At 58.9% G+C, this 18,843-nt stretch carries 18 protein-coding genes and 2 pseudogenes; 9 read left to right on the forward strand and 11 right to left on the reverse strand.

Going from position 1 to position 18,843, the window contains the following annotated elements:
- Positions 1-279: 279 nt before the first annotated feature.
- Complete coding sequence (gene xth / locus NKJ06_RS02315; protein WP_352808848.1) at positions 280-1,077, forward strand: exodeoxyribonuclease III; 798 nt, start codon at positions 280-282, stop codon at positions 1,075-1,077.
- A gap of 85 nt (positions 1,078-1,162) precedes the next feature.
- Here xth and ligD read toward each other — a convergent pair whose 3' ends face one another.
- Complete coding sequence (ligD, locus tag NKJ06_RS02320) at positions 1,163-2,935, reverse strand: DNA ligase D (protein WP_352808850.1); 1,773 nt, start codon at positions 2,933-2,935, stop codon at positions 1,163-1,165.
- A 432-nt stretch (positions 2,936-3,367) separates the two neighbouring features.
- On the opposite strand from ligD, the gene NKJ06_RS02325 reads away from it, so the two are divergent.
- The 4 genes from NKJ06_RS02325 to NKJ06_RS02340 all read left to right on the forward strand — a co-directional run bounded on the left by NKJ06_RS02325 (position 3,368) and on the right by NKJ06_RS02340 (position 6,121).
- Positions 3,368-3,967 carry a cupin domain-containing protein gene (locus NKJ06_RS02325; RefSeq protein ID WP_352808852.1) on the forward strand — a complete coding sequence of 200 codons (600 nt, stop codon included), beginning with the start codon at positions 3,368-3,370 and terminating at the stop codon, positions 3,965-3,967.
- A 267-nt stretch (positions 3,968-4,234) separates the two neighbouring features.
- The gene (locus NKJ06_RS02330; RefSeq protein ID WP_352808854.1) at positions 4,235-5,479 is read left to right on the forward strand and encodes a PRC-barrel domain-containing protein; all 1,245 of its coding nucleotides are present in this window, start codon (positions 4,235-4,237) and stop codon (positions 5,477-5,479) included.
- 151 nt (positions 5,480-5,630) lie between these two features.
- Entirely contained in the window at positions 5,631-5,819 is a 189-nt protein-coding gene (locus NKJ06_RS02335) for a DUF3606 domain-containing protein (RefSeq protein ID WP_352627342.1), read from the forward strand.
- 92 nt (positions 5,820-5,911) lie between these two features.
- A complete protein-coding gene (locus tag NKJ06_RS02340) occupies positions 5,912-6,121 on the forward strand; it encodes a hypothetical protein (protein WP_352627344.1) in 210 nt (69 codons plus the stop codon).
- 257 nt (positions 6,122-6,378) lie between these two features.
- Here the strand turns inward: NKJ06_RS02340 and NKJ06_RS02350 are convergent, their stop codons facing one another.
- The 3 genes from NKJ06_RS02350 to NKJ06_RS02360 form a co-directional block, all read right to left on the reverse strand.
- The gene (locus NKJ06_RS02350; RefSeq protein ID WP_352808857.1) at positions 6,379-7,296 is read right to left on the reverse strand and encodes a hypothetical protein; all 918 of its coding nucleotides are present in this window, start codon (positions 7,294-7,296) and stop codon (positions 6,379-6,381) included.
- A gap of 452 nt (positions 7,297-7,748) precedes the next feature.
- Positions 7,749-8,783 (reverse strand): YihY/virulence factor BrkB family protein, encoded by a 1,035-nt coding sequence (locus NKJ06_RS02355; RefSeq protein ID WP_502905583.1) that lies wholly within the window; start codon positions 8,781-8,783, stop codon positions 7,749-7,751.
- Between the two features lie 192 nt (positions 8,784-8,975).
- Complete coding sequence (locus NKJ06_RS02360) at positions 8,976-9,509, reverse strand: inorganic diphosphatase (RefSeq protein ID WP_352627347.1); 534 nt, start codon at positions 9,507-9,509, stop codon at positions 8,976-8,978.
- 138 nt (positions 9,510-9,647) lie between these two features.
- On the opposite strand from NKJ06_RS02360, the gene NKJ06_RS02365 reads away from it, so the two are divergent.
- Positions 9,648-9,890: a hypothetical protein gene (locus NKJ06_RS02365; protein WP_352627349.1), complete on the forward strand. Its 243-nt coding sequence runs from the start codon at positions 9,648-9,650 to the stop codon at positions 9,888-9,890.
- A gap of 95 nt (positions 9,891-9,985) precedes the next feature.
- Entirely contained in the window at positions 9,986-10,588 is a 603-nt protein-coding gene (locus NKJ06_RS02370) for a diguanylate cyclase (RefSeq protein WP_352627350.1), read from the forward strand.
- 60 nt (positions 10,589-10,648) lie between these two features.
- Here the strand turns inward: NKJ06_RS02370 and NKJ06_RS02375 are convergent, their stop codons facing one another.
- The 4 genes from NKJ06_RS02375 to NKJ06_RS02390 all read right to left on the reverse strand — a co-directional run bounded on the left by NKJ06_RS02375 (position 10,649) and on the right by NKJ06_RS02390 (position 14,661).
- Entirely contained in the window at positions 10,649-11,749 is a 1,101-nt protein-coding gene (locus NKJ06_RS02375) for a flavodoxin family protein (protein ID WP_352808861.1), read from the reverse strand.
- A 171-nt stretch (positions 11,750-11,920) separates the two neighbouring features.
- Positions 11,921-13,666, reverse strand: a complete 1,746-nt coding sequence (locus NKJ06_RS02380; RefSeq protein WP_352808863.1) for a thiamine pyrophosphate-dependent enzyme — start codon at positions 13,664-13,666, stop codon at positions 11,921-11,923.
- A gap of 497 nt (positions 13,667-14,163) precedes the next feature.
- Positions 14,164-14,388 (reverse strand): hypothetical protein, encoded by a 225-nt coding sequence (locus NKJ06_RS02385; RefSeq protein ID WP_352808865.1) that lies wholly within the window; start codon positions 14,386-14,388, stop codon positions 14,164-14,166.
- 66 nt (positions 14,389-14,454) lie between these two features.
- Complete coding sequence (locus NKJ06_RS02390; RefSeq protein WP_352808867.1) at positions 14,455-14,661, reverse strand: DNA-binding protein; 207 nt, start codon at positions 14,659-14,661, stop codon at positions 14,455-14,457.
- 247 nt (positions 14,662-14,908) lie between these two features.
- Between NKJ06_RS02390 and NKJ06_RS02395 the strand changes: the two are divergent.
- Positions 14,909-15,235, forward strand: a pseudogene (locus tag NKJ06_RS02395) (ATP-dependent DNA ligase); the annotation flags it as partial.
- 225 nt (positions 15,236-15,460) lie between these two features.
- On the opposite strand, the pseudogene NKJ06_RS02400 reads toward NKJ06_RS02395, so the two are convergent.
- Positions 15,461-15,753: pseudogene (locus tag NKJ06_RS02400) on the reverse strand (DUF1236 domain-containing protein).
- Positions 15,754-17,169: 1,416 nt separating this feature from the next.
- Here NKJ06_RS02400 and NKJ06_RS02405 point away from each other — a divergent pair.
- Positions 17,170-17,334, forward strand: a complete 165-nt coding sequence (locus NKJ06_RS02405; protein WP_352808869.1) for a hypothetical protein — start codon at positions 17,170-17,172, stop codon at positions 17,332-17,334.
- 394 nt (positions 17,335-17,728) lie between these two features.
- Here the strand turns inward: NKJ06_RS02405 and NKJ06_RS02410 are convergent, their stop codons facing one another.
- Both NKJ06_RS02410 and NKJ06_RS02415 read right to left on the reverse strand, forming a co-directional pair.
- Entirely contained in the window at positions 17,729-17,929 is a 201-nt protein-coding gene (locus tag NKJ06_RS02410; RefSeq protein WP_352808870.1) for a hypothetical protein, read from the reverse strand.
- Positions 17,911-18,138 carry a hypothetical protein gene (locus NKJ06_RS02415; protein WP_352808872.1) on the reverse strand — a complete coding sequence of 76 codons (228 nt, stop codon included), beginning with the start codon at positions 18,136-18,138 and terminating at the stop codon, positions 17,911-17,913. Before NKJ06_RS02415 ends, NKJ06_RS02410 begins: the two co-directional genes overlap by 19 nt.
- Positions 18,139-18,843 lie beyond the last annotated feature (705 nt).

Consider the following 18,843-nt stretch of genomic DNA (forward strand, 5'->3'; position numbering starts at 1 on the left):
GAAACTTTCCCCACGCTCGGCAGTTAAGCAGGGTCCGAGAGGATCAACGATGTCGAAATCAGACGAGAGAGCGGCTAAAGCCGAGCGGCCGAAAAAGGCTCGTTCGCGTCCCATAAAAGGGGAGGACGCAGAGGTGAGACATGTCATCGAGACACATGATCTGTCACCAGCGCAGGCGCGGGAGTTAGTACGTCGCTACGGAAATGACTGGCGAAAGATTGACGAGGCCGCCAAGTCCTACAAAGACCACTGAGGATCAACAGTCTGTTGAGAACTCGGATGATCCGCATGGCAACCTTCAACTTGAACGGCGTGAACGGTCGCCTGCCCGTCCTCGTCAAGTGGCTCGGTCAGACCGACTATGACATCGTGTGCCTTCAGGAATTGAAGACCTCGGACGAGAAATTTCCCGTCGAAGCCATCAGGAACGCCGGCTACGGCGCCATCTGGCACGGGCAAAAGTCCTACAATGGTGTGGCAATACTCGCCCGGGGGAGGGAGCCGGTGGAACGTCGACGCGGCCTGCCAGGCGATCCCGACGACACCCACAGCCGGTATATCGAGGCCGAGGTGGATGGGCTTGTGATTGGCTGCCTCTATCTGCCCAATGGCAATCCTGCGCCCGGCCCGAAATTCGACTATAAGCTCCGTTGGTTCGACCGTCTGATCAGCTATGGCCAGCTACTGCTCAGGGAAGGTGTCACAAGCGTTCTTTGCGGCGACTACAATGTCGTGCCAACGCCGATTGATGCCGTGGTACCAAGACGTTGGCTAGGCGACGCAGTCTACTTTCCGGAGAGCCGTCAAGCCTACGCCGAAATGGTTGGTAACGGCTGGATCGATGCCATTCGCCGTATCCATCCCGAGAAAGGCATCTACACCTATTGGAACTTCTCCTACCAGGGAGGTTTTGATCGGAGTTCCGGCCTGCGGATGGACCATCTCCTCGTCAGCCCATCACTTTCGACCAGGCTACGGAATGCCGGCGTCGACGCTGACTTGCGAGGTTGGGAAAAGCCGAGTGATCATGCGCCAGCCTGGATCGAGCTCGACCTCTCCGGCCGGTCGTTGACATGACCTGTTGTTCAGCGGGGATCGCCAGGCGTCTTCGCCAAAGCGCGAATAAATTCCCTGAGGGAACCTCGTCTCATACCCTTCATGCTCATGCTGCTTTTCTGGCGGCTGCCCTGAACGGACGGTCGACGGTGAAGGCATCTGGACGGATGGCAGCCTCAACCTGGCTCCAGGTCACCGGATGCGCGATTGGGAAACCGGGTCGCGCCCGTGGGGAGAAGGCGCCGACCGCAGTGTTGCCGCGCCCATGGCGAAGATCGGCCATGAAGAGGCGGCCCCTTCGAGCTGCCGGCGCGGCAGACAGCAGATAACGATCAGAATGCGCTTCAGCAAGCCGCTTGGCGAAGGACCGGGCAAGGAACCGGGCGTCGTCGTGTGTGATCTTCGTCTCGAGTGGGGCCATCAAGTGAATGCCCTTGCCGCCGGTCAGCTTTGGCCAGCTCTCCAGCCCTGCCGCTTCCAGGAAATCGCGAAGCGCCAGGGCGGTCTCGATCACGTCACCCCACTCGACGCCCTCGCCGGGATCCAGGTCCAGAACAATGCGATCGGCATGTTCGATATCGTCAACAGTGGCGTTCCAGGGGTGCAGTTCTACAGCATCCATCTCCACCAACCCCAGCAAGCCGGCAAGGTCGTCCACCCACACGCGCACACCTTCGCCACCCTCGCGCTTTTGAATGCACAACTGATGCACGGCTGCTGGGATCTCCGGCAGCCCACCCTTGTGGTAAAAGGTTGCGCCATGAGCATGGCGGACCAGCTTCAGCGGTCGACACCCGAGATGGACGAGGGCGTGATCACCAACCCTCTTCCAATAGCGCGCAAGCTCTTCCTTGGAGGGCGAGACCGCATCGGGCAGAAGTTGCAGGATGTTCTCGCTGGAAAAACCATGTTCTCGGGCTGGCCCGCGTCGCTTTGATGGGGCTGGAGGCTTGGCCGGGATCGGCACGAGGTCTTCTCGCAGCCCCTTGAACACTGCCTCGCGCAGCAAGCCGCGATCAGTGATGCCGCTGAATTCAACTTCAGCCAGAAGGTCGGGTCTGACCCACGTCGCCTTGGGCTTCACGATGGGCTCTGACAGAGGCGACTTGCTGATGATCAGCGCATCAAGCCGCTCGCGAACACGTTTTGCCGCGCTGAGCGTGAAGCCGCTCCGGGCCTTCCCGGCATAGAGCAGTCGGTCGCCCTCGCGACGGCCTATGTAGAGCGATGCGATCCGGCGCGGGTGAGCGCCCAGCTTTTCGACGAAAGCGATGATGGGGAAGGTGTCGCTCTTAGTGCACTTCACTTTGAGCCAGCTGGTCTGGACGCCTGAGCGGTAGGCAGCATCGGTGCGCTTGGAGACAATCCCCTCCAGCCCCATCCGGCAAGCATGTTCAAACACGTCCGTGCCGCTCACCTCCAGATGCTCGGCGTAGGTCAGTGTCGGCGCAGCGTTCTCCAGCAGCTTCTCCAGGGCCGCCTTGCGCTTCACCAGTGGCTGCTGTCGGAGATCGCGCCCGTTGAGGTGCAGCAGGTCGAACGCGTAGAAGATGAGCCTGGGCGAATTGGGATTGCCCAGCTCCCGTTCCAGGGCTTGGTAATCCGGCAGGCCGGTGTCGCCGAGAACGACAGCCTCGCCGTCGATGATCGCCGCCTTCACCGGCAAACCCGCCGCCGCTTGAACAATTCGTCTGTATCGACGCGACCAGTCGTAGCCGCGCCGCGTGAAGGCTCGCGCTGTGCGGTTCTCAATGATCAGCTCGGTGCGGTATCCGTCATACTTGATTTCGTGAAGCCATTGGCTGCCTTCGGGCGCGTTCGCGGCAAGCGTCGGCGATTGAAACTCAACGAAAGAGAGCCCGTCCGCGGTCTTACTCATGCACCCTCCGAACGGCGATTCAAGGCGCGGAGCAGCAATAGGTTCCGGGTATTTTAGCAAAATTGCATGTTGGCGGTTTGTGTAGCCGTTGGATTTCCCACCAATGATCTAGCCACGCACAATGCAGGCGGGCACCCGACCGCGCCTTGCCAGCTGGCAACCTCAAGGCGCTTGGCGCAAACCACGAAACCTTCAGCACGTATGCTGGCGGCCACCTCGTGGAACGAAATTCGATTGCGGGACATGTTAACCGTGAGGCGGGATGATCGTCGCTCCCGAAAAGTGAAGCGTTTTTCTGACATCGCGACTTGGACCAAGGCCATCCGGCAAAAGGAACAAAGTGCGGTGCCGCTGGTTGAGATTTGTCGAGACCAGAGCGGAGGCAGTCCTCACTGCTCTGTCTGGCTCCTACAATCCAGCGCGAGGATAGCCGTGGGTATTCTTGAAAGCGTGAAGAAGGCGGCCGAGCTGGCGACGGGTATTGGCCGACCGAGAACGCAAGAGCTCGCCGAACTGGTGAGGTTGAAAAAACCACTCGAATTTCGGTTCAAGGACGATGGCCTCGTGCCGAACCATCCGTTCTGGCCATTTGTCGTCTATCGTGGCGCCGTTAAGCCGCTGGAGCAATTCGACGTCGCGGCTGTGCTGGAAGAGCTTTTCGAGGCGAATGGCTGGCGTGACAGTTGGCGTGACGGCATCTATCACTACCTTCATTACCATTCCCGCATACACGAGGTGCTTGGGGTTGCGCGCGGAACCGGCAGGGTTCGGTTCGGAGGCAAAAGGGGCCGGATATTATCCTTGAAGGCTGGCGACGTGGCCGTTCTTCCGGCGGGCACCGGACACCAATGCCTCTACGAGAGTGATGACTTCCTGGTGGTCGGTGCCTATCCGGCATCGGGCACTTATGACGAATGCACGACAGCCCAGGAACATGAGCGGGCATTGCGAACGATTCCCAGAGTTGGCCGTCCACGGAAGGATCCGGTCTATGGAAGCAAAGGCCCGCTGCTGTCAGTATGGAAAAAATGAGGACGAAATGCGCTACGTTGAGACGCGCACGAGCGACGCTGTAGAGGTGCCGCATCGAAGGTCGTTCCGGGCCAGCGGCCCCTGCCGCGCGTGCACATTCCGTGATCTTGCACCCGCAGAGTACTGCAGACCTCGCGCTTTTGCATGTCACCGCACAGCGACACAGGAACTAGAGCCCGGGTGACAACGTTTTGAAGGCAGCATACGCCGCGTTGATGTCGTCGGAGACGAGCGGCGTGCATTAGTCAGGCAAAAGGAGAGACTTACATGTTTCGCAATCTTTTAGCCACGACAGCGCTTGCGATGCTGACCGCCACGGGCGTTTATGCGCAGCAGGCTACGACGCCGAAACCCGCGCAGGCACCCGCTACGGAGGCGCCGTCTTCGCAGGTAACGCGCACTGACGGCAGTTTGGTGACCAACATCATCGGTGAAACAGTCTATAATGGAACCGGCGATGATGCCGAAAACATCGGCAAGGTTAGCGATATTGTCTTTGACACCAATGGTCGGGCGAAATCCGTCGTTATTGGCGTCGGCGGCTTCCTTGGGCTCGGCACCAAGGAAGTTGCTTTCGATTATGGCAAGCTTCAATGGGCCGAGAAGAACGGCGATCGTTGGCTCGTCGCCCAGACCACCAAGGATGATCTGAAGGGCCAGCCAGACTTCGACCGTGTGGCTTTGGAGCCTGCTGCAGCGAATAAAACTCCGCCTTCGACGTCGACCGATACGACGCAGAGCGTGCCGGTGGCTATGCCAGTTCTTGCAACCGCCATCACAGGGAAAACAGTCTACAATGGAACCAGCAACGACGCCCAGAACATCGGCGATGTGAACGATATTGTTCTAGCCAAGGACGGCAAGGCGAAGTCGCTCATTCTCGGAGTCGGTGGCTTCCTCGGGATTGGCGAAAAGGACGTCGCCTACGATTTCGAGAAGGCGCAGTGGGCTGAAAAGAACGGCTCGCGCTTTGTGGTCGCACAGACCACGAAGGAAGAGCTGGAGGCACAGCCAAGTTTCGACCGCAAAGCCTATGATCCAGCGCCGGCGACCACCGCATCCAATGAAGTTGCGCCGGCCCCCACCGCTACTGTGCCGGCAGCGCCGTCCACCGACTCCGCCCAGAAAGCGCCGGCGCCCGCCGACCAGACCACAACCGGGTCTATCGACAAATCGACGTTGACCGAATCGCCGATAGGAGAGATTCGGGTCGAAGATTTCGTTGGAACGACCGTCTACGGCGCCAACGACGTCAATGTGGGCGAGATCGGCGACGTCGTGCTGAATGGGGACAAGACGGTCGATGCGGTCATCATCGACGTCGGTGGTTTTCTCGGTGTCGGCGAGAAAGAGGTAGCGGTCGGCATGGACAATCTCAAGTTCATGACCGACAAGAACGGCAGGCGTTACCTGTACACGACGTTCACCAAGGAGCAGCTCGAGGCTCAAGCGGCCTATGATAAAGGCACCTATGTGCAAAAACGCGACGAACAGCGCATGATCTTGCGCTAACCCGTCAAAGCCCGCATCGGCAACGATGCGGGCTTTGTCGTATCAGAAGTTCCCAGCGGCCGACCAAGTCCGCGAAGCAACTAAGGGTCTGGCGGCGCGTTGAGTTCGGGAACTTTATCGAGGGGACAGAACCTTCAAGGGAGACGCCGAGATGGCCGACGATAAGAGCAAGCGGGATTTTCGCGACAGAGACAGGCTGGCGGGCGACGAGGAGTATGAGGTTGGTTATGTCGCCAGCAAGTTCGGCCTCACCATCCCGCAGGTCCGCGAACTTGTTGCCAAGCATGGGAACGACCGTGAAACACTTGAGCGCGAGGCAAAGGCGCTTGGCACGCGATAGCGCGAGACCAACAGGCCAAGGGCAGGTTGCCCCAGTTATGAATCAGATCGCGCGCGCCCGGTTGGCCCTGTGCATTTTGGGAGGTTCTTCTGATGTCCGTCCAGTGTCGCGTTTCGGTCGACGATAGCCAATTCATCGACAATATTACATTTCAGGTGGTGCCACGTATCGGCGAGAGCATTTCGATGTCGCTCCACGGAGCCTCCGCCAATCTGCGCGTTTCGCGGGTGTTGCACTTACCTGAAGGTGAATCCCCCGACGGTTCGCTCATTGTCTTGGAACTCACCAGCAAGATTCTCTGATTGTGCAGTGACCGAGACTCGCGTTCACGATTCAGATTCCTCTGCACCGGTGATCAACTTGCCACTCTGCTTTCTTGCTTGGCGGTCCCATATCGCTCCGGGATACGCCCCAGCAGCTGGTCGCGATTGCCCGTCAATTCGACAAAGATCTCGTCAGTGAGGACGCCTCATTGCTCCTTGGGATCATCTCATTGGTTCGACCGGCGGTGAATTGACCCGTGAGGCCAAGCCTGCCGCCGGCCGATGCGATCCAAACTTCAACGGGTCAGAATGAGAGCCTCCTCGTCGTCGCGCTGCTTGCCACCGAACGCTGCTGCAACGCTCGCTATGAAGGCGCCGATAACCATCGACAATGCGCCTATAAGCGCGAAGGATGCAGTGGCTTTCCTTGCTGTATCGGCCGCCTGCTTGGCCTTGACCTTGGCGTCGTCGACTTTGGCGATCACCGCATCCACTCGGGTCTTCGCATCGGCGTCCGACAGGCCTGTGCGGGCGGCGACGAGTTGCGCCAGATAGGCCTTGTCCTCAGGCGATACTTCGCCATTTGCCGCCCCCGCTAACAGGATGCGCGTTGCTTGTTCCGTAGCGGTGGGGCTGCTCTGTTCATTGGCCGGCGCTGCGGCGGGGTTCGCCGACCGGAATAGAGAATCTACAAAATAGCCGGTCCAGGTGCCAGAAGATGGGGCATCTGTCGCGGCCGCACTGGCAGCTGCCGTCGTTGCCCCCATCGCGGCGCCTGACGCCACTGAGGATGCAGCCTGCACACCCGTGCCCAGCGCCGCTGCAAGAGCCGAGCCGAGCACGCCGGCAACAAGCAACGTTGCCAGCGCCCACGCAAGAAAACCGTGTGCAGTGTCACGAAAATAGACTTCGTCGGTGTGGACATTTACCCACTTGGTGCGCAGCCGACCGGTGAGATAGCCGCCTACGCCCGCTGATAGCCATTGAACGATGACAAGCCAGGCAGCCGCCGAAACCGCGAAGGTTGTGGTCGAAGCGCTCGATCCAGTCCAAGGCGAAACCATGGTCAGTCCTAGACCGGAGCCGACCAGCATCAGAATAACCGTCAGCGTCGAGGCCGCGAATGCGCCCGCGACGATCGGCCCCCAGCTGACAGCCGATGAGGATGATTCAGAGACCGGCGTGATGTCTGTCGATGAAAGCACGGTTGCCATCTTCGCCCCCTACCGCGCAAAAAGCATAATCAGAATGATGATTGGGATCGGAACCCCGAGCAACCATAGCAAAATACCTCGGCCCATATCGACCTCCTTTAAGGTGCTGAGACGAAGTAACAATTCTCCATGAAGGCTTTCGTTCCAGAGCTACCGCTGTGCATGATGCGGCAGCTCTTCTGAGGGGCCACGATGCGAGACTGTCCAGGCACGGAACTTACTCGACTGGCGGCAAGCCGCGCGTTGTCGTAACTTGTCCCTCCGATGACGTGCGCAAGTTTACTCCGCGCCTGCCTCCTGCCTCGCATCGCGCCGCATTTGACAGCCGGATCCCTCGCGATCATTCTGGCTGTTGCCGCCCTGCGCCGGCAGAACCCCTTCAGCCGTAAAAGCTCCGGCGCCTGCAGAACCTGCCCCGACGTCGGCTCTCGCGCCTGCACCAGCTCCATATCTTACTGGCGGCGGCGACCCAGCATAAGAATGGTCATCAATGCACTCACGCACGCCATGGCTATCAGAGCGACAACGCCAGAAGCGTTGACGTCTTGGTCTGCCTGCAATGGCACGACGTTTTTTGCGGGCAAAGCGTTATGAGCCACCGGAGCCAGATCGGACCTACTGCCGTGACGAACAGAATAGGCGCGAGTGAACTCCGCACCGAGCAGAAAAATTTGCGACGAGTAGTAAACCCAGAGTAGTATGACGAGGAGTCCACCAGCGGCTCCGTACGAAGACGCGATCGCGCTCGTGCCGATATACCAGCCAATCAGCGACTTTCCGAGCGTGAACAAGGCGGCGGTCACTACAGCACCAATCCCGACATCGCGCCATTCCAGGGTTCGATCGGGCAAAACTTTGTAGATAGCAGCGAACATCACTGAGATCAGGACGAACGAAACGACGGCGTTGATCACCCCGAGGACGATTGTGCCGAACGGCAGCTGAGCGTTTATGATGTTACCCAGCGCCGAGATCGCTGCGCTCGCTACAAGAGATACGAGCAACATAAAACCAAGTGCGGCGACCAAACCTAGACTTGCCGCACGTGCTCGTACCAGACGCGACAACGACATGCCCTGCGGCTCGACCCTCCATATTATGTTCAAAGACTGCTGCATTTCGCCAAATACACCGGAAGCGGTCACGAACAACGTGACCATGCCAATGACCGCCGCCCAAGCCCCGGATGGCTTGCCAGATGCGCTCTCGAGCGCGGTCTGAAGGAGACCTGCGCTTTCTGGACCCATCAGCCCCGAGATCTGCGCAGACAAAGCTAGTTGTGCAGCCTCATGGCCGAAAGCGAGACCTGCGATAGCGATCACAATCAGCAGGATTGGAGCCAGCGACGTGGTGGCGTAAAAAGCCATTGCAGCGCCATGACTAAGGGCATTGTCGTTGACAAAGCCAACTATGCATTCTCGGGCCAAATTCCAGGCATCTGCTATCGTGGATGGCATTTGAAGGCTGTGAGTTGCGATGGCGTCCACTTAGCAATGCTCGAAAACTTCCGATGTTCCGATGGGCGAGCATCAGGTCCGTTTTTGACGGTGGCCCACTCAACGAGGCCGGGCTTGTCACGTTCATAGGGCGCCGCTGCGGCGGACCAGCTCGGCGACAAAAGCATGAGCGGTCCGTCCAAAATCAGGCCCCGTCAATTTCGTGAATGATAGCTGTCCTTCTCAATCTCGAGCGGCAAAGGCCTTCATACCTTTCTTGATGGCCCTGCGAGCTTCGTCGGCATTCTGCCATCCCTCGAACTTGACAGTCTTGCCCGTCCCAAGCGCCGACGACAGAAAGAACCATTCGATTTCGCGCCGCAGTTTGTCGGGAACATGATCCGCCGCGACCGCTTCGTCAGTAGCATCCGCCCTGTGGGGACAGAAGATATAGCGATCGTTGCGCAACACCTCGCCGCCCACGTCCTTCTGCTTGACGCGCAATGCGCCAAGCAAATTGCATTTGATGACCACGCCAGGGGCAGTAGCGGCCTGATGAATGACAAGCCCATCGAGAGGATCTCCATCTTCACCTAACGTTGAGGGGATGAAGCCCCAGTCGTAGGGGTAGATCATTCCAACCGGCAGAGGACGGACGTAGCCGAAAACCTGCCCTTCCGGCTCGAAAGCCAATTTCGCCGTCGCGCCACGCGGACTTTCGATTACCACTCTGATGAGGCCCTTCGTGGTTGTTGGTAGCTTTAGATAATTAGGCATCAAGAGCCTCTCTCTTTCGGTTCGATTGCAACGCTCGAGGGGAAGCAACCACCGCCTTGTGTCGCCGACTTGGCACGCGATGGAACTTCAGAACGCGAAGAATGTTCCGAGGACTTGAGGCTGTTGAGGAGGTTAGGCATGACAAAGGCTGCCCTGCACGTACTGAAAGGCGTGGGCTATTTGATCTCAACGGTGAGCGTGATTCTGCTAGCCATCGTAAGTTGGTCGAGCGCTTCAAACAGTCCTGTGCTTACTGCCTGTTTGCTCGGCGGCGGCGCGTCATCCATTGTTGGGATGTTCTGCCGTTGGCTGACATACGAAATTGAGAAGCGCCGAGAGGACACGCAACAAGACGGAACAGGTTATCCTCGCTGGCGTTAGTTCGCCGGCGCAAGAGAAGCCCGCCTGTCATGGTCGTCACTCCCCTTTGAGTTGGCTCACAACGGGGTGAACTCGGCTGTTCCGGAGATTCAAGGATGCTGTCTGATCCGACCGTGCTGATTCTGATGTATTTCGTGCTGCCGCTATGGCTCATCGCAGGGTTTGCCGATTGGCTGTGCCACCGCGCCTCGCACATCGAATCGACCACCGGTGCCAAGGAATCGCTCATTCATCTGCTGATGTTTGTCGAAGTCGGTATACCGTTGCTGGCGGCGATGTTTCTGGAAGTCAATGCGTTGATTATCGCAACGATGCTGGCGGCTTTCGTTGCGCATGAGGCAACGGCCATGTGGGACGTCAGTTATGCGACCACGGCCCGAACCGTTTCGCCCGTTGAGCAGCACGTGCACAGCTTTCTGGAGATGATTCCGCTGATTGGAATTGTCAGCGTGGTCTCGCTTCACTGGGGGCAATTTCGGGCGTTGTTCGGTTTCGGAGAAGAACCTGCTCGGTTCGAGTTTGCCTGGAAACCCGAGCCACTGCCCGTGAGTTATATTGCGACGATTATGATCCTCGTTCTTTTGTTCGAGTTGCTCCCTTACCTGGAGGAATTTGTTCGCGGCCTTCACGCCAACGGGTGGAGACTGATTCCCTACAAGGCGCGCCGCGCCAAATCGGGATCTTCAACAAGGCGCTAATTCATTTCAAGCAATTCATTTGCTTTGAGCCACCCCTGCAAAAGCTACCGGATTGGCCAACTATTTTTCTCTCGGCTCCGCGAAATCGCTGCCAGCTATGAAAAGACTGCCTTGGCGCTGGGCGTTGACGGCCTGAGCCAGCGTTCTTGCAGCATTTCGGACCTCGTCTTGAATGTCTTTGTCCGCGTCCAGCTCAAGATGGCTCGTGGCGTAGGGCTTCCAATAGCCAATATAGCGGTCAACCTCTGCCAGTGGACCGGCCGGCGCCAGTTTCATGAATCGCAACCAATCCGATATCGAATGTCGGACATTCTCCACACCATCGACGTCACCATGAACGACCACAGAGAAGAATCGGCCTTGCAGGTGGCGCGGATAGTTCCACCCGGCCATTTCGATCGCCTTCGCTTCATCTGCGTGTTTGCCGTGGGTGGCTGTCGGGTCCGGATTTCCCCCGTCCGCGCAGACCAGGCGATCCATCATCAGCTTCAGGGGGGAGGTTACTTGATACCAATTGACCGGAGTGACGATCATGATCCCATGCGCCGCAACCCACATCGGATAGATTTCAGCCATCCAGTCCTGCGTTTGACCGAGTGAGTGGTTTGGATAGCAAGAACACGGCCAATGGCACAGCGGAGCCGCAGTCGAGAAACATGCCTTACAGGGATGGATCTTGCGCCCGTATTCCGAAGCGAGGCGGGATAGGTCCAATATCTCAATTTCGAAATCGCCTTCGCTCAGGATCGCGTCCCGGGACAGTTCGACCAGCCGGTAGCTCTTCGACATTTCCCCAGGACAGGTATGCTCGCTGCGCGAGGACGCATTGATCAGCAATATCAGAGGCTTTTTGGAAGGGGCGTCATGACTTGCCTGCGCGGCTTGAATGGCATCGCGCGCCGCTAACCAGTCTACCGAAAGCTCGTAGTCAGGATCGGTAAATCCCTTTCCGGCTTTCCTGGTGATTGGGCTCTTACGGGACTCGGCATAAGCCTGCCACGCGACTTCGGCAATCTTAGACAATTCGGGGTCGAGGCCGCGAAATGCCGGATCTTCAAACTGGCCCAGATATCGTGTTTTGAATTCTTCTTCTTCTAGCTTGGGACTTGGCATGCCTTTGCGCGGCAAAGGTGCGTTAGGTTGTTGACCGGACGTTTTCATCGAGAACCAGAACCTTTTGAACGCCGTTAGCAGACACGGAGGAAAACGCGCTGGAAGGGTTATGGTTCGCGCCCACCGGTCGCCGAGCGTCCAAAAGACGTCAGGCTGTTAGCGGCGGCCGTCGGGCGATGCGCCCACGTCGGAAATGAGCGGTGACGTGCGTCCATTCGGTCAGCCCATCATCGTCTTCAGAGGCTCCTGGGCGAGGTTTGTTTCTATCTCCTGTCGACCCGGTGTTTCTTTCAGCGCGGTGCGCATGTTCTTGCGGTACTCCTCTGGCATGCGCGGCGGCAGCATGGGCTCATAGGCGTCAACGACCGCCTCAATGATCACCGGACCTTCGGCTGCGAAAGCTGCGTCCAGAACTCCCTCAACATCCTCGGGCCGGGTAACGCTGTAGCCGATCCCACCCATCGCCTGTGCGGCCATGGCGAAATCGATTGGCTGCAGTTCGCAGGCAAATTGCGGGTTGCCGAGAAACATCATCTGTTCCCACGCGATCTGGTTGAGCATATTATTCTTGATCACCAGAAGCTTGAGCGGAATCTTGTAGCGCACCGCCGTCGAAAATTCGCCAAGCTGCATGGCGAGGCCGCCGTCGCCAACCACTGCGAAAACCGGTCGGCCCGGAAAGGCAATGCCGGCCGCGATCGCATATGGCAATCCGCAGGCCATGGATGCCAGCGAGCCGGAGACGGCGAAGTCCTGACCCGCCTTGATATCGATGTGGCGGGCGGCAAGTTCGGTATTCTGGCCCGAGTCGGTGGCAAGGATGGCGTTTGCTGGCATGCGGTCGCCGAAGGCCTTCACCACGCGTTGCGGCTTGAGCGGTACGTCGTCCTTGCTTTCTGCTTCGGCCATCATGCCGCGCCAGCGCCGTACACTTTGCTGCGCCTGTTCGAGAAATGACCTGTCCGTTTTCTGCGTCAACCTTTCATTGAGCAATTGCAGCGTGACGGCTGCATCGCCGACGAGGCCAGCCTCGACGGGATGGCGCAGACCTATGCGCTGTGCATTTCGGTCGACCTGAACCCCGCGCGCTTTGCCTGGCTTAGGGTAATATTCAATGTAGGGAAAGGTCGAGCCGACGATCAGCAGCGCCTCGCATTGCTCCATTATTTCCTGGGAGGCCAGCGTACCCAATATTCCGATGCCGCCGACGACGTTCGGATGTTCGTCTGGCAGCACGGCTTTGCCCAGGAGGGCCTTGGCAACGGGCGCAGCGAGCAGCTTCGCGGTTTTCTCGAGTTCCGCCTTGGCATTGAGAGCGCCACGCCCGGCAAGGATCGCCACTTTCGAGGCTGCATTGAGAATGTTTGCCGCGAGATCGAGTTGGGCTTCTTCGGGTTGCTTGCTGCCTTCGAACCACCGGTTAGGCGTGTGCCTTGGAAGATTGCGCGGTGAGCGCTTCGCCGATGTCTGTTCCTGCACGTCGCTCGCTATCGAAAGATGAGAAACGCCGCGCCCGGCAAGCGCGGAGCGGCAGGCCAGGCCGGCAACGTTTTCCATGTGCGCCGCATCGGCGACATGAGCGTTGAAGACGCTGACGTCGTTGAAGACGCGGGTCAGATCGACATCCTGCTGCGTGAAGGTCTCGATCAGGTCATGGAACTGCATTCCGGTTACGGCGAGGACCGGCACCTGATCGAGCTTGGCGTCGTAGAGGCCGGTCAGCAGATGGGTGCCGCCCGGTCCGGAAGTGGCGAGACAGACACCGAGCTTGCCGGTCCATTTTGCATAGGCCGTCGCCATGAACGCCGCCGACTCCTCGTGCCGCACCTGAACAAAACGGATTTTGTCCTGTCTGGTGCGCAGCGCCTCCATGATCCCGTTGATGCCGTCTCCTGGAAGACCGAAGATCACGCGCACATCCCATGCGATCAGCGTGTCGACAAGTATATCGGCAGTGTTGGGCATCGTAACCTCCTCTCGTGTTGATGTGCTTAGCTTGGCCGGCTCTTGCGGCGAACGGCGCTTCGCTTCCAGCCGTTCGAACGCACAGGCGTGGACACCTCGCTACCAATGGCCCGAACGGTGGACGGGCCGGGTTGTTCCATAACGGCAAGCAATCGCGACGGGGTCTCGCTCACTGGATCCGGAATTGCTTCTCGGCGTCCGAGCTTAAGAGCAGCTCCGAGCCGATAGTCCCACTCCCACCTATCGATTGCGACGTGGAGCCAGAAATCGGGATCGTTCAATCCCTTTTTGGGAACCTGTGGCATGTCAAGCAGATATGAGGATGCAAACTGGCTCCCTGGAGGGGACTGCTTGACAGCCGCAACCATCCGCCAAGTTTCGGGCTCGCTGGCGGGCTTCCATCTGGCGCGATAAACTGACCCTGCAGACATAAGGGATTTAACATGACACGCGCACTATCGATATGCTTGCCACACTCAACGCGGGGATGGCGGTAATCATAACGCTTGGCGGCGGTGCGGCCGGCTGGAACAAGCTTCACGAACAAGGGGCGAGTCGGATTCGTCGGGATTGTAGTCGGTCTGCTTATGGGGTTTCTGGTGGCGGCTGCCGTCTGCGGAACCTTGGCAACCCTGATCCTGATCGAGAACCACCTTCGGAATCTTGTGGCTGAAGCCGCCGAACTGCGGCGCACTTGCAAGGTTTGAAGGCGGAAAATGCAAGCCGGCTCCCCTGGGAGGGCTTGAACGAAATCGCCGTAAGCAAAACCCGCCATGGCGCAGTGGCGGTCACTTGGTCGGCCTAGCCTTCTCATCTTTTGGCGGTGGCGCCTTCGCCGCCTTCTTGGTCGGTATCGGAGAGGCACCCTCTCTTGGGTGGGCTTCCCTAATCACCTTCTTCAACACGTGGTCAAAAGCTTGCTCTGACTGGTCGGTTTCGCGTTCGCGGGCTGATTCCTGGAAGTTGTCAATTTGAGGCTTTTCTCTTGCGCTCATCGCAGTTTCCTACGACGTCGATTGAAATTAGATCCTGAGCTACGCTTTAATATTCGGAGCCGGCGGCTTCAACGTCGTCTGCAGCTGCAGTCTCTCGATCGCGGCGATTGGTGCATGCGTTTGAAGTTCGTCGCGCCCTTTGATGCCGACCTTGGTTGAGAAGCCTCCCCGAGGGCGCGGGTTGGATTCACGAGGTGAAGTTTGACGGGTACCGTTCGCAGCTCATTATCGATGAAGACGGCACCCGATTTTCCCACGCACGGGCCACGACTGGACGGCGAAATATCGCGACTTAGGGACGGAGGCCAAGAGTGCCTTGGCGCCGAAAGCGCTATCGTCGACCGGCAAGATCATCGTGCTGAACGAGGCGGGACTGTCGGACTTCGGCGAACTGCGCAAGGTGCGGCAGCATGATCTCTATTTCGTCGCCTTCGATCTGCTCCACCTGATTGGCCACGATCTGCGCGACGTGGCGCTGGAGGAGCGGCGCGAGATCCTGGCCAGCATGATCGACCCCGGGCGTATCCAGTTCAGCGAGGCGCTGCCGGTCGCCCAAGTCGATTTATCACTTTTCGAACAGGCCGGCCTCGAAGGCATTGTGTCGAAGCGCCGCGACAGCAAATACCATAGTGGACCGGCGCTATGTTGGCAGCGCCTTCATCGCCTTGAACCGGGAAATGCCCGACCGGCTGCGGAAATGCGTCCAAGAAACCCAGGGACGGCGCCCAAGGGCATGAGGCGGCCGACGATGCAACGAGCCCGCCGCCCATGTGGCGGCGGGCTTCAGCCGAAAGATTGGTCAGTCGTAAACCTTGATGATCTTGCGAGTGCCTGGATCCACGAGAACCGTCCGATTGTCGATCACGACATAGCGGTATTTGACGTTGGGCACTTAATGCAACTCGACTGTGTCGGGCAGCGTGCCGATATTGAGTTCCACGCCGGGAACCTTCACCGATGCCAACGGCTGCTTCTTCACATATGGATGACCGTATCCTGTTCGGGCGTGATGATCACGTCCTGAGCAGCGACCGCGCCGACACCAGCGAAGAGCAACAACGCCGCAGCGGCGCCCGAAAGATGCATTCTCATGATTTTCTCCTCTTGCGGCCGGCGCACCACGACATCGTCCAAGCCGACCTCCAAACCGAACTTGGGGCAACGTCAAACGTTCCGGGTTGAGGCTTCGGTCGGGCGGGGGGCAGGACTTAAGTCTGAGCCTAAAACGCAATGGTCTTACCCATAATGTAGCGTGGAACAGCTTGCTTCCAAGGTTATTGTTTCTCCGGAAAGTTCGGAGAAAACAGATGGATAGAAGTGTTAGGCCAGGCTCGCTGGTTGCTCGCACCGCTGTTCGCGACCGCCGTCACCTTTCTGATAGGATTCGCGCTTGGCTGACATATTTGCAGATCGGCGCAGCTACGTCCTTTCCTGTGCTGATAGGGTTCACGGGCCGCACCGCGGTTAGCGAATCCTCAATTTGTAACGGCGCGAGGCCTGCCTTTTCCGGCCGCGCGCCTTAAGAGTTGGTACCACTAGAGTCTGTGTAACACTGGGAGGCTTTCTATGGATCGGCGATCCTTCTTGACAGCAATGTTTGGCATTGCAGGGGCAGCGGCCTTTGCAAGCGCGGTTCGGCCTATCGACGCAGTGGCAGGTGTTCCAGGGGCCAAAAGCGGCATTCTCGATGAACTCGACGGGCCAGACTCACCGACCTTCGATGACGAAGGTACTCAGGCGGAAGTGGAGCCGGTCTACCATCGGCGCTACCACGACCCAGATTACGACCCAGATTACGACCCAGATTACGACCCAGATTACGGCCACTATCGCCGCCGCCACCGCCGCCGGCGGGGCTGGAGAAGGGTCTGCCGTAGTTACTGGCGACATGGTCGCCGGCGCGTCCGGTGCTACCGCAGGCGGGCCGGGATCGTGTTTCGGTTCTAGTAGTCTAGCCCGTGGATTCTTGCGATTGGGGCTCGACCCGACGGCATCTCCTCGCGGCTGCCGACCAGAGCTAGTTCCCAGGGGCTGGGCAGGGACCGTCGCCTCGCAAATGGGGCGGCGGGCCCTCCATCGCAGGGGTATGGAACATTAGCTATCTCTAAAAGTTTCTCGCTTGCGGCAGGAGATGCTCATCCCATCTCTGCCGAAGATCGGGATACGCACCACCCGATCGGCCCGCGCTCTCCCACAGAGGCGCGGGCTTGGCCTGTACAGCCGCGGAGCGACCTCGGCCGTTCGTCACGCGTTAGCTAATATAGATGAGCCCGCGTCATCCAATTGATGGATGAAATTCAACATGGGTCGGTGCTCCTTTGATGCATGGCGCGCAAGACGACTCTCGTAGCTATTGCTATCCTCGCGATCAGCTCGGCTATGTCGAAGCCAAGGACCGTAAGGTCGAAACTGCGAACCTCAGGACGTACGCCAATTCGAAAGCGCTGGCATGGGGAGAACGCCCGCTGCACGAGATGCCGAACTACGGCTCCCGCATCGGGTGTGATCATGGCGCTGGTCAAACTCAATCGGTTGGACGAGTCGCGGTCGGCGGCGCGGCGGCTGATGGAGGCGTTCCCGACCTACACGCTCACCCTGCAGAGACAGATCAACCCGTGGCTGGAGAAGGTGTTTGCCGAGCGTTACGTCGCGGCGCTGGGCGTGCCGGAGTGATCGTCGCGGTTGTCGCCAGCAAAAGTCTCAATGGCCTCATTGCGGCATGGCCAGCAGCGGCGGGTTCCGGTCAGCGCATCCGCCGGCATGCTCAGTTGCCGGCGAGGGCCTCCCGCCAAATCGTGTTTCCGCCATCAATGGCAATGTGTAGGGCTCCGGATTTGCCGACGGCCACCGGCTGACCGGCTTCATAGAGATGGCGCCACGGTGAGGGCCGACAATCCGCGCCAACGATAACGACATTGAGGTGCCTGCCCTGCGGTCAGAATAGATGTTCCCTGCGTGTCGATGGAATTGCTGATCGAATTGATGCCCATTTTTAGGCGTCTCCAGATTCAGCCGTGATCACTGGCCGGCTGACCGGCACGAGGCTATCGTCGGCTCATGCTGCGTGTCACGGGCCTCCCGCCATCGAGCCCACGCCCACCATAACGAGCGCGTCGACGTCAATCTCGCCATTGATGACTATTGTCTCGTCGTGCCGTCGAACCTTGAGTTTGGACGGGTTTTCCGCCGCCTGCCTTTCGAGTTCCTCTATCACCCCGGCGATAGCCTTCGCCTCGAGGGGTTGCCCTTTCATAACGCTGGCACCCATTTCCAGAACACTCCTTCCTTTCGCTCGGGATAATGCTTGAACTCGCATTCGAAGCGACGCCCATAAGATGCGGCGGCCGCGAGCGCCTCGCCGGAGGGCGGATTCATCCCGGTACGCGGCCCGAACCAATCCTCCAAGAGATCATCAGGCACATAGGCACCGATCCTGAGTGGCAGGTGTTGAAGCACCAAATCCATATCCGCTGGCATAAGTCCGGTCCGTGAATCTGCCTCTGTCATCAACCTCAACCCTTGGAGGCTAGGAGTGTTCCCGATCAGCGTCGGACAACAGATGCCGGCTCGTTCCGGTCGCGCTTCTCCCGCCGGCGCTACCAACTGGCTCCTCGCCAGTTGAGGGTCGGTTATAGCTGCCCCTCCGGCCCTGACAGGAAAGCTGAGATGTCGAAGCTTCAGCGATCTTGGTAGGGACCGGAGAACCCAAGGAGGTCCTCCTGCGAGAACCTAAGAGGCAACACATAGTTTAGCGAACGGATGATCATCCGCTGTTGGTCGAGTTCTTGTAGGTAGGTGATTATCGCAGGCCGCTTGCGCTTCGAGCTGCTGCTTGGTGAGCGCTTTCCCTTCTTGTCCGTCATGAACAACTTGACGTTGTCCATGCCAAGCGCGCCCCCCTTCTCACCAATGCCCAAGAACCTCGCCGACATCAATAATGACAACGTCGACCTTCTTTTCGCCGTTTAGCACTACGTCGCCGATCTCACCGACAGGATGGGGTCAGCTTGGCGTGCGGTGCAGCTTGGTCTTGCTGCCATTCAACCGCCCTCTCACGATTTGGAGGCATGCCCGGCTTTGCCCTTGCGCTTGGTCGACGCCATGCCGTGCCCTTGCCCGCCGGCGCACGCGTGGCGATGCCCAAGCGATCGTTTCAGGAAACGCACTCGCCCATTCCCCGAT

This window comes from Mesorhizobium sp. M0293 (assembly GCF_040321735.1).
Taxonomy (GTDB): domain Bacteria; phylum Pseudomonadota; class Alphaproteobacteria; order Rhizobiales; family Rhizobiaceae; genus Mesorhizobium.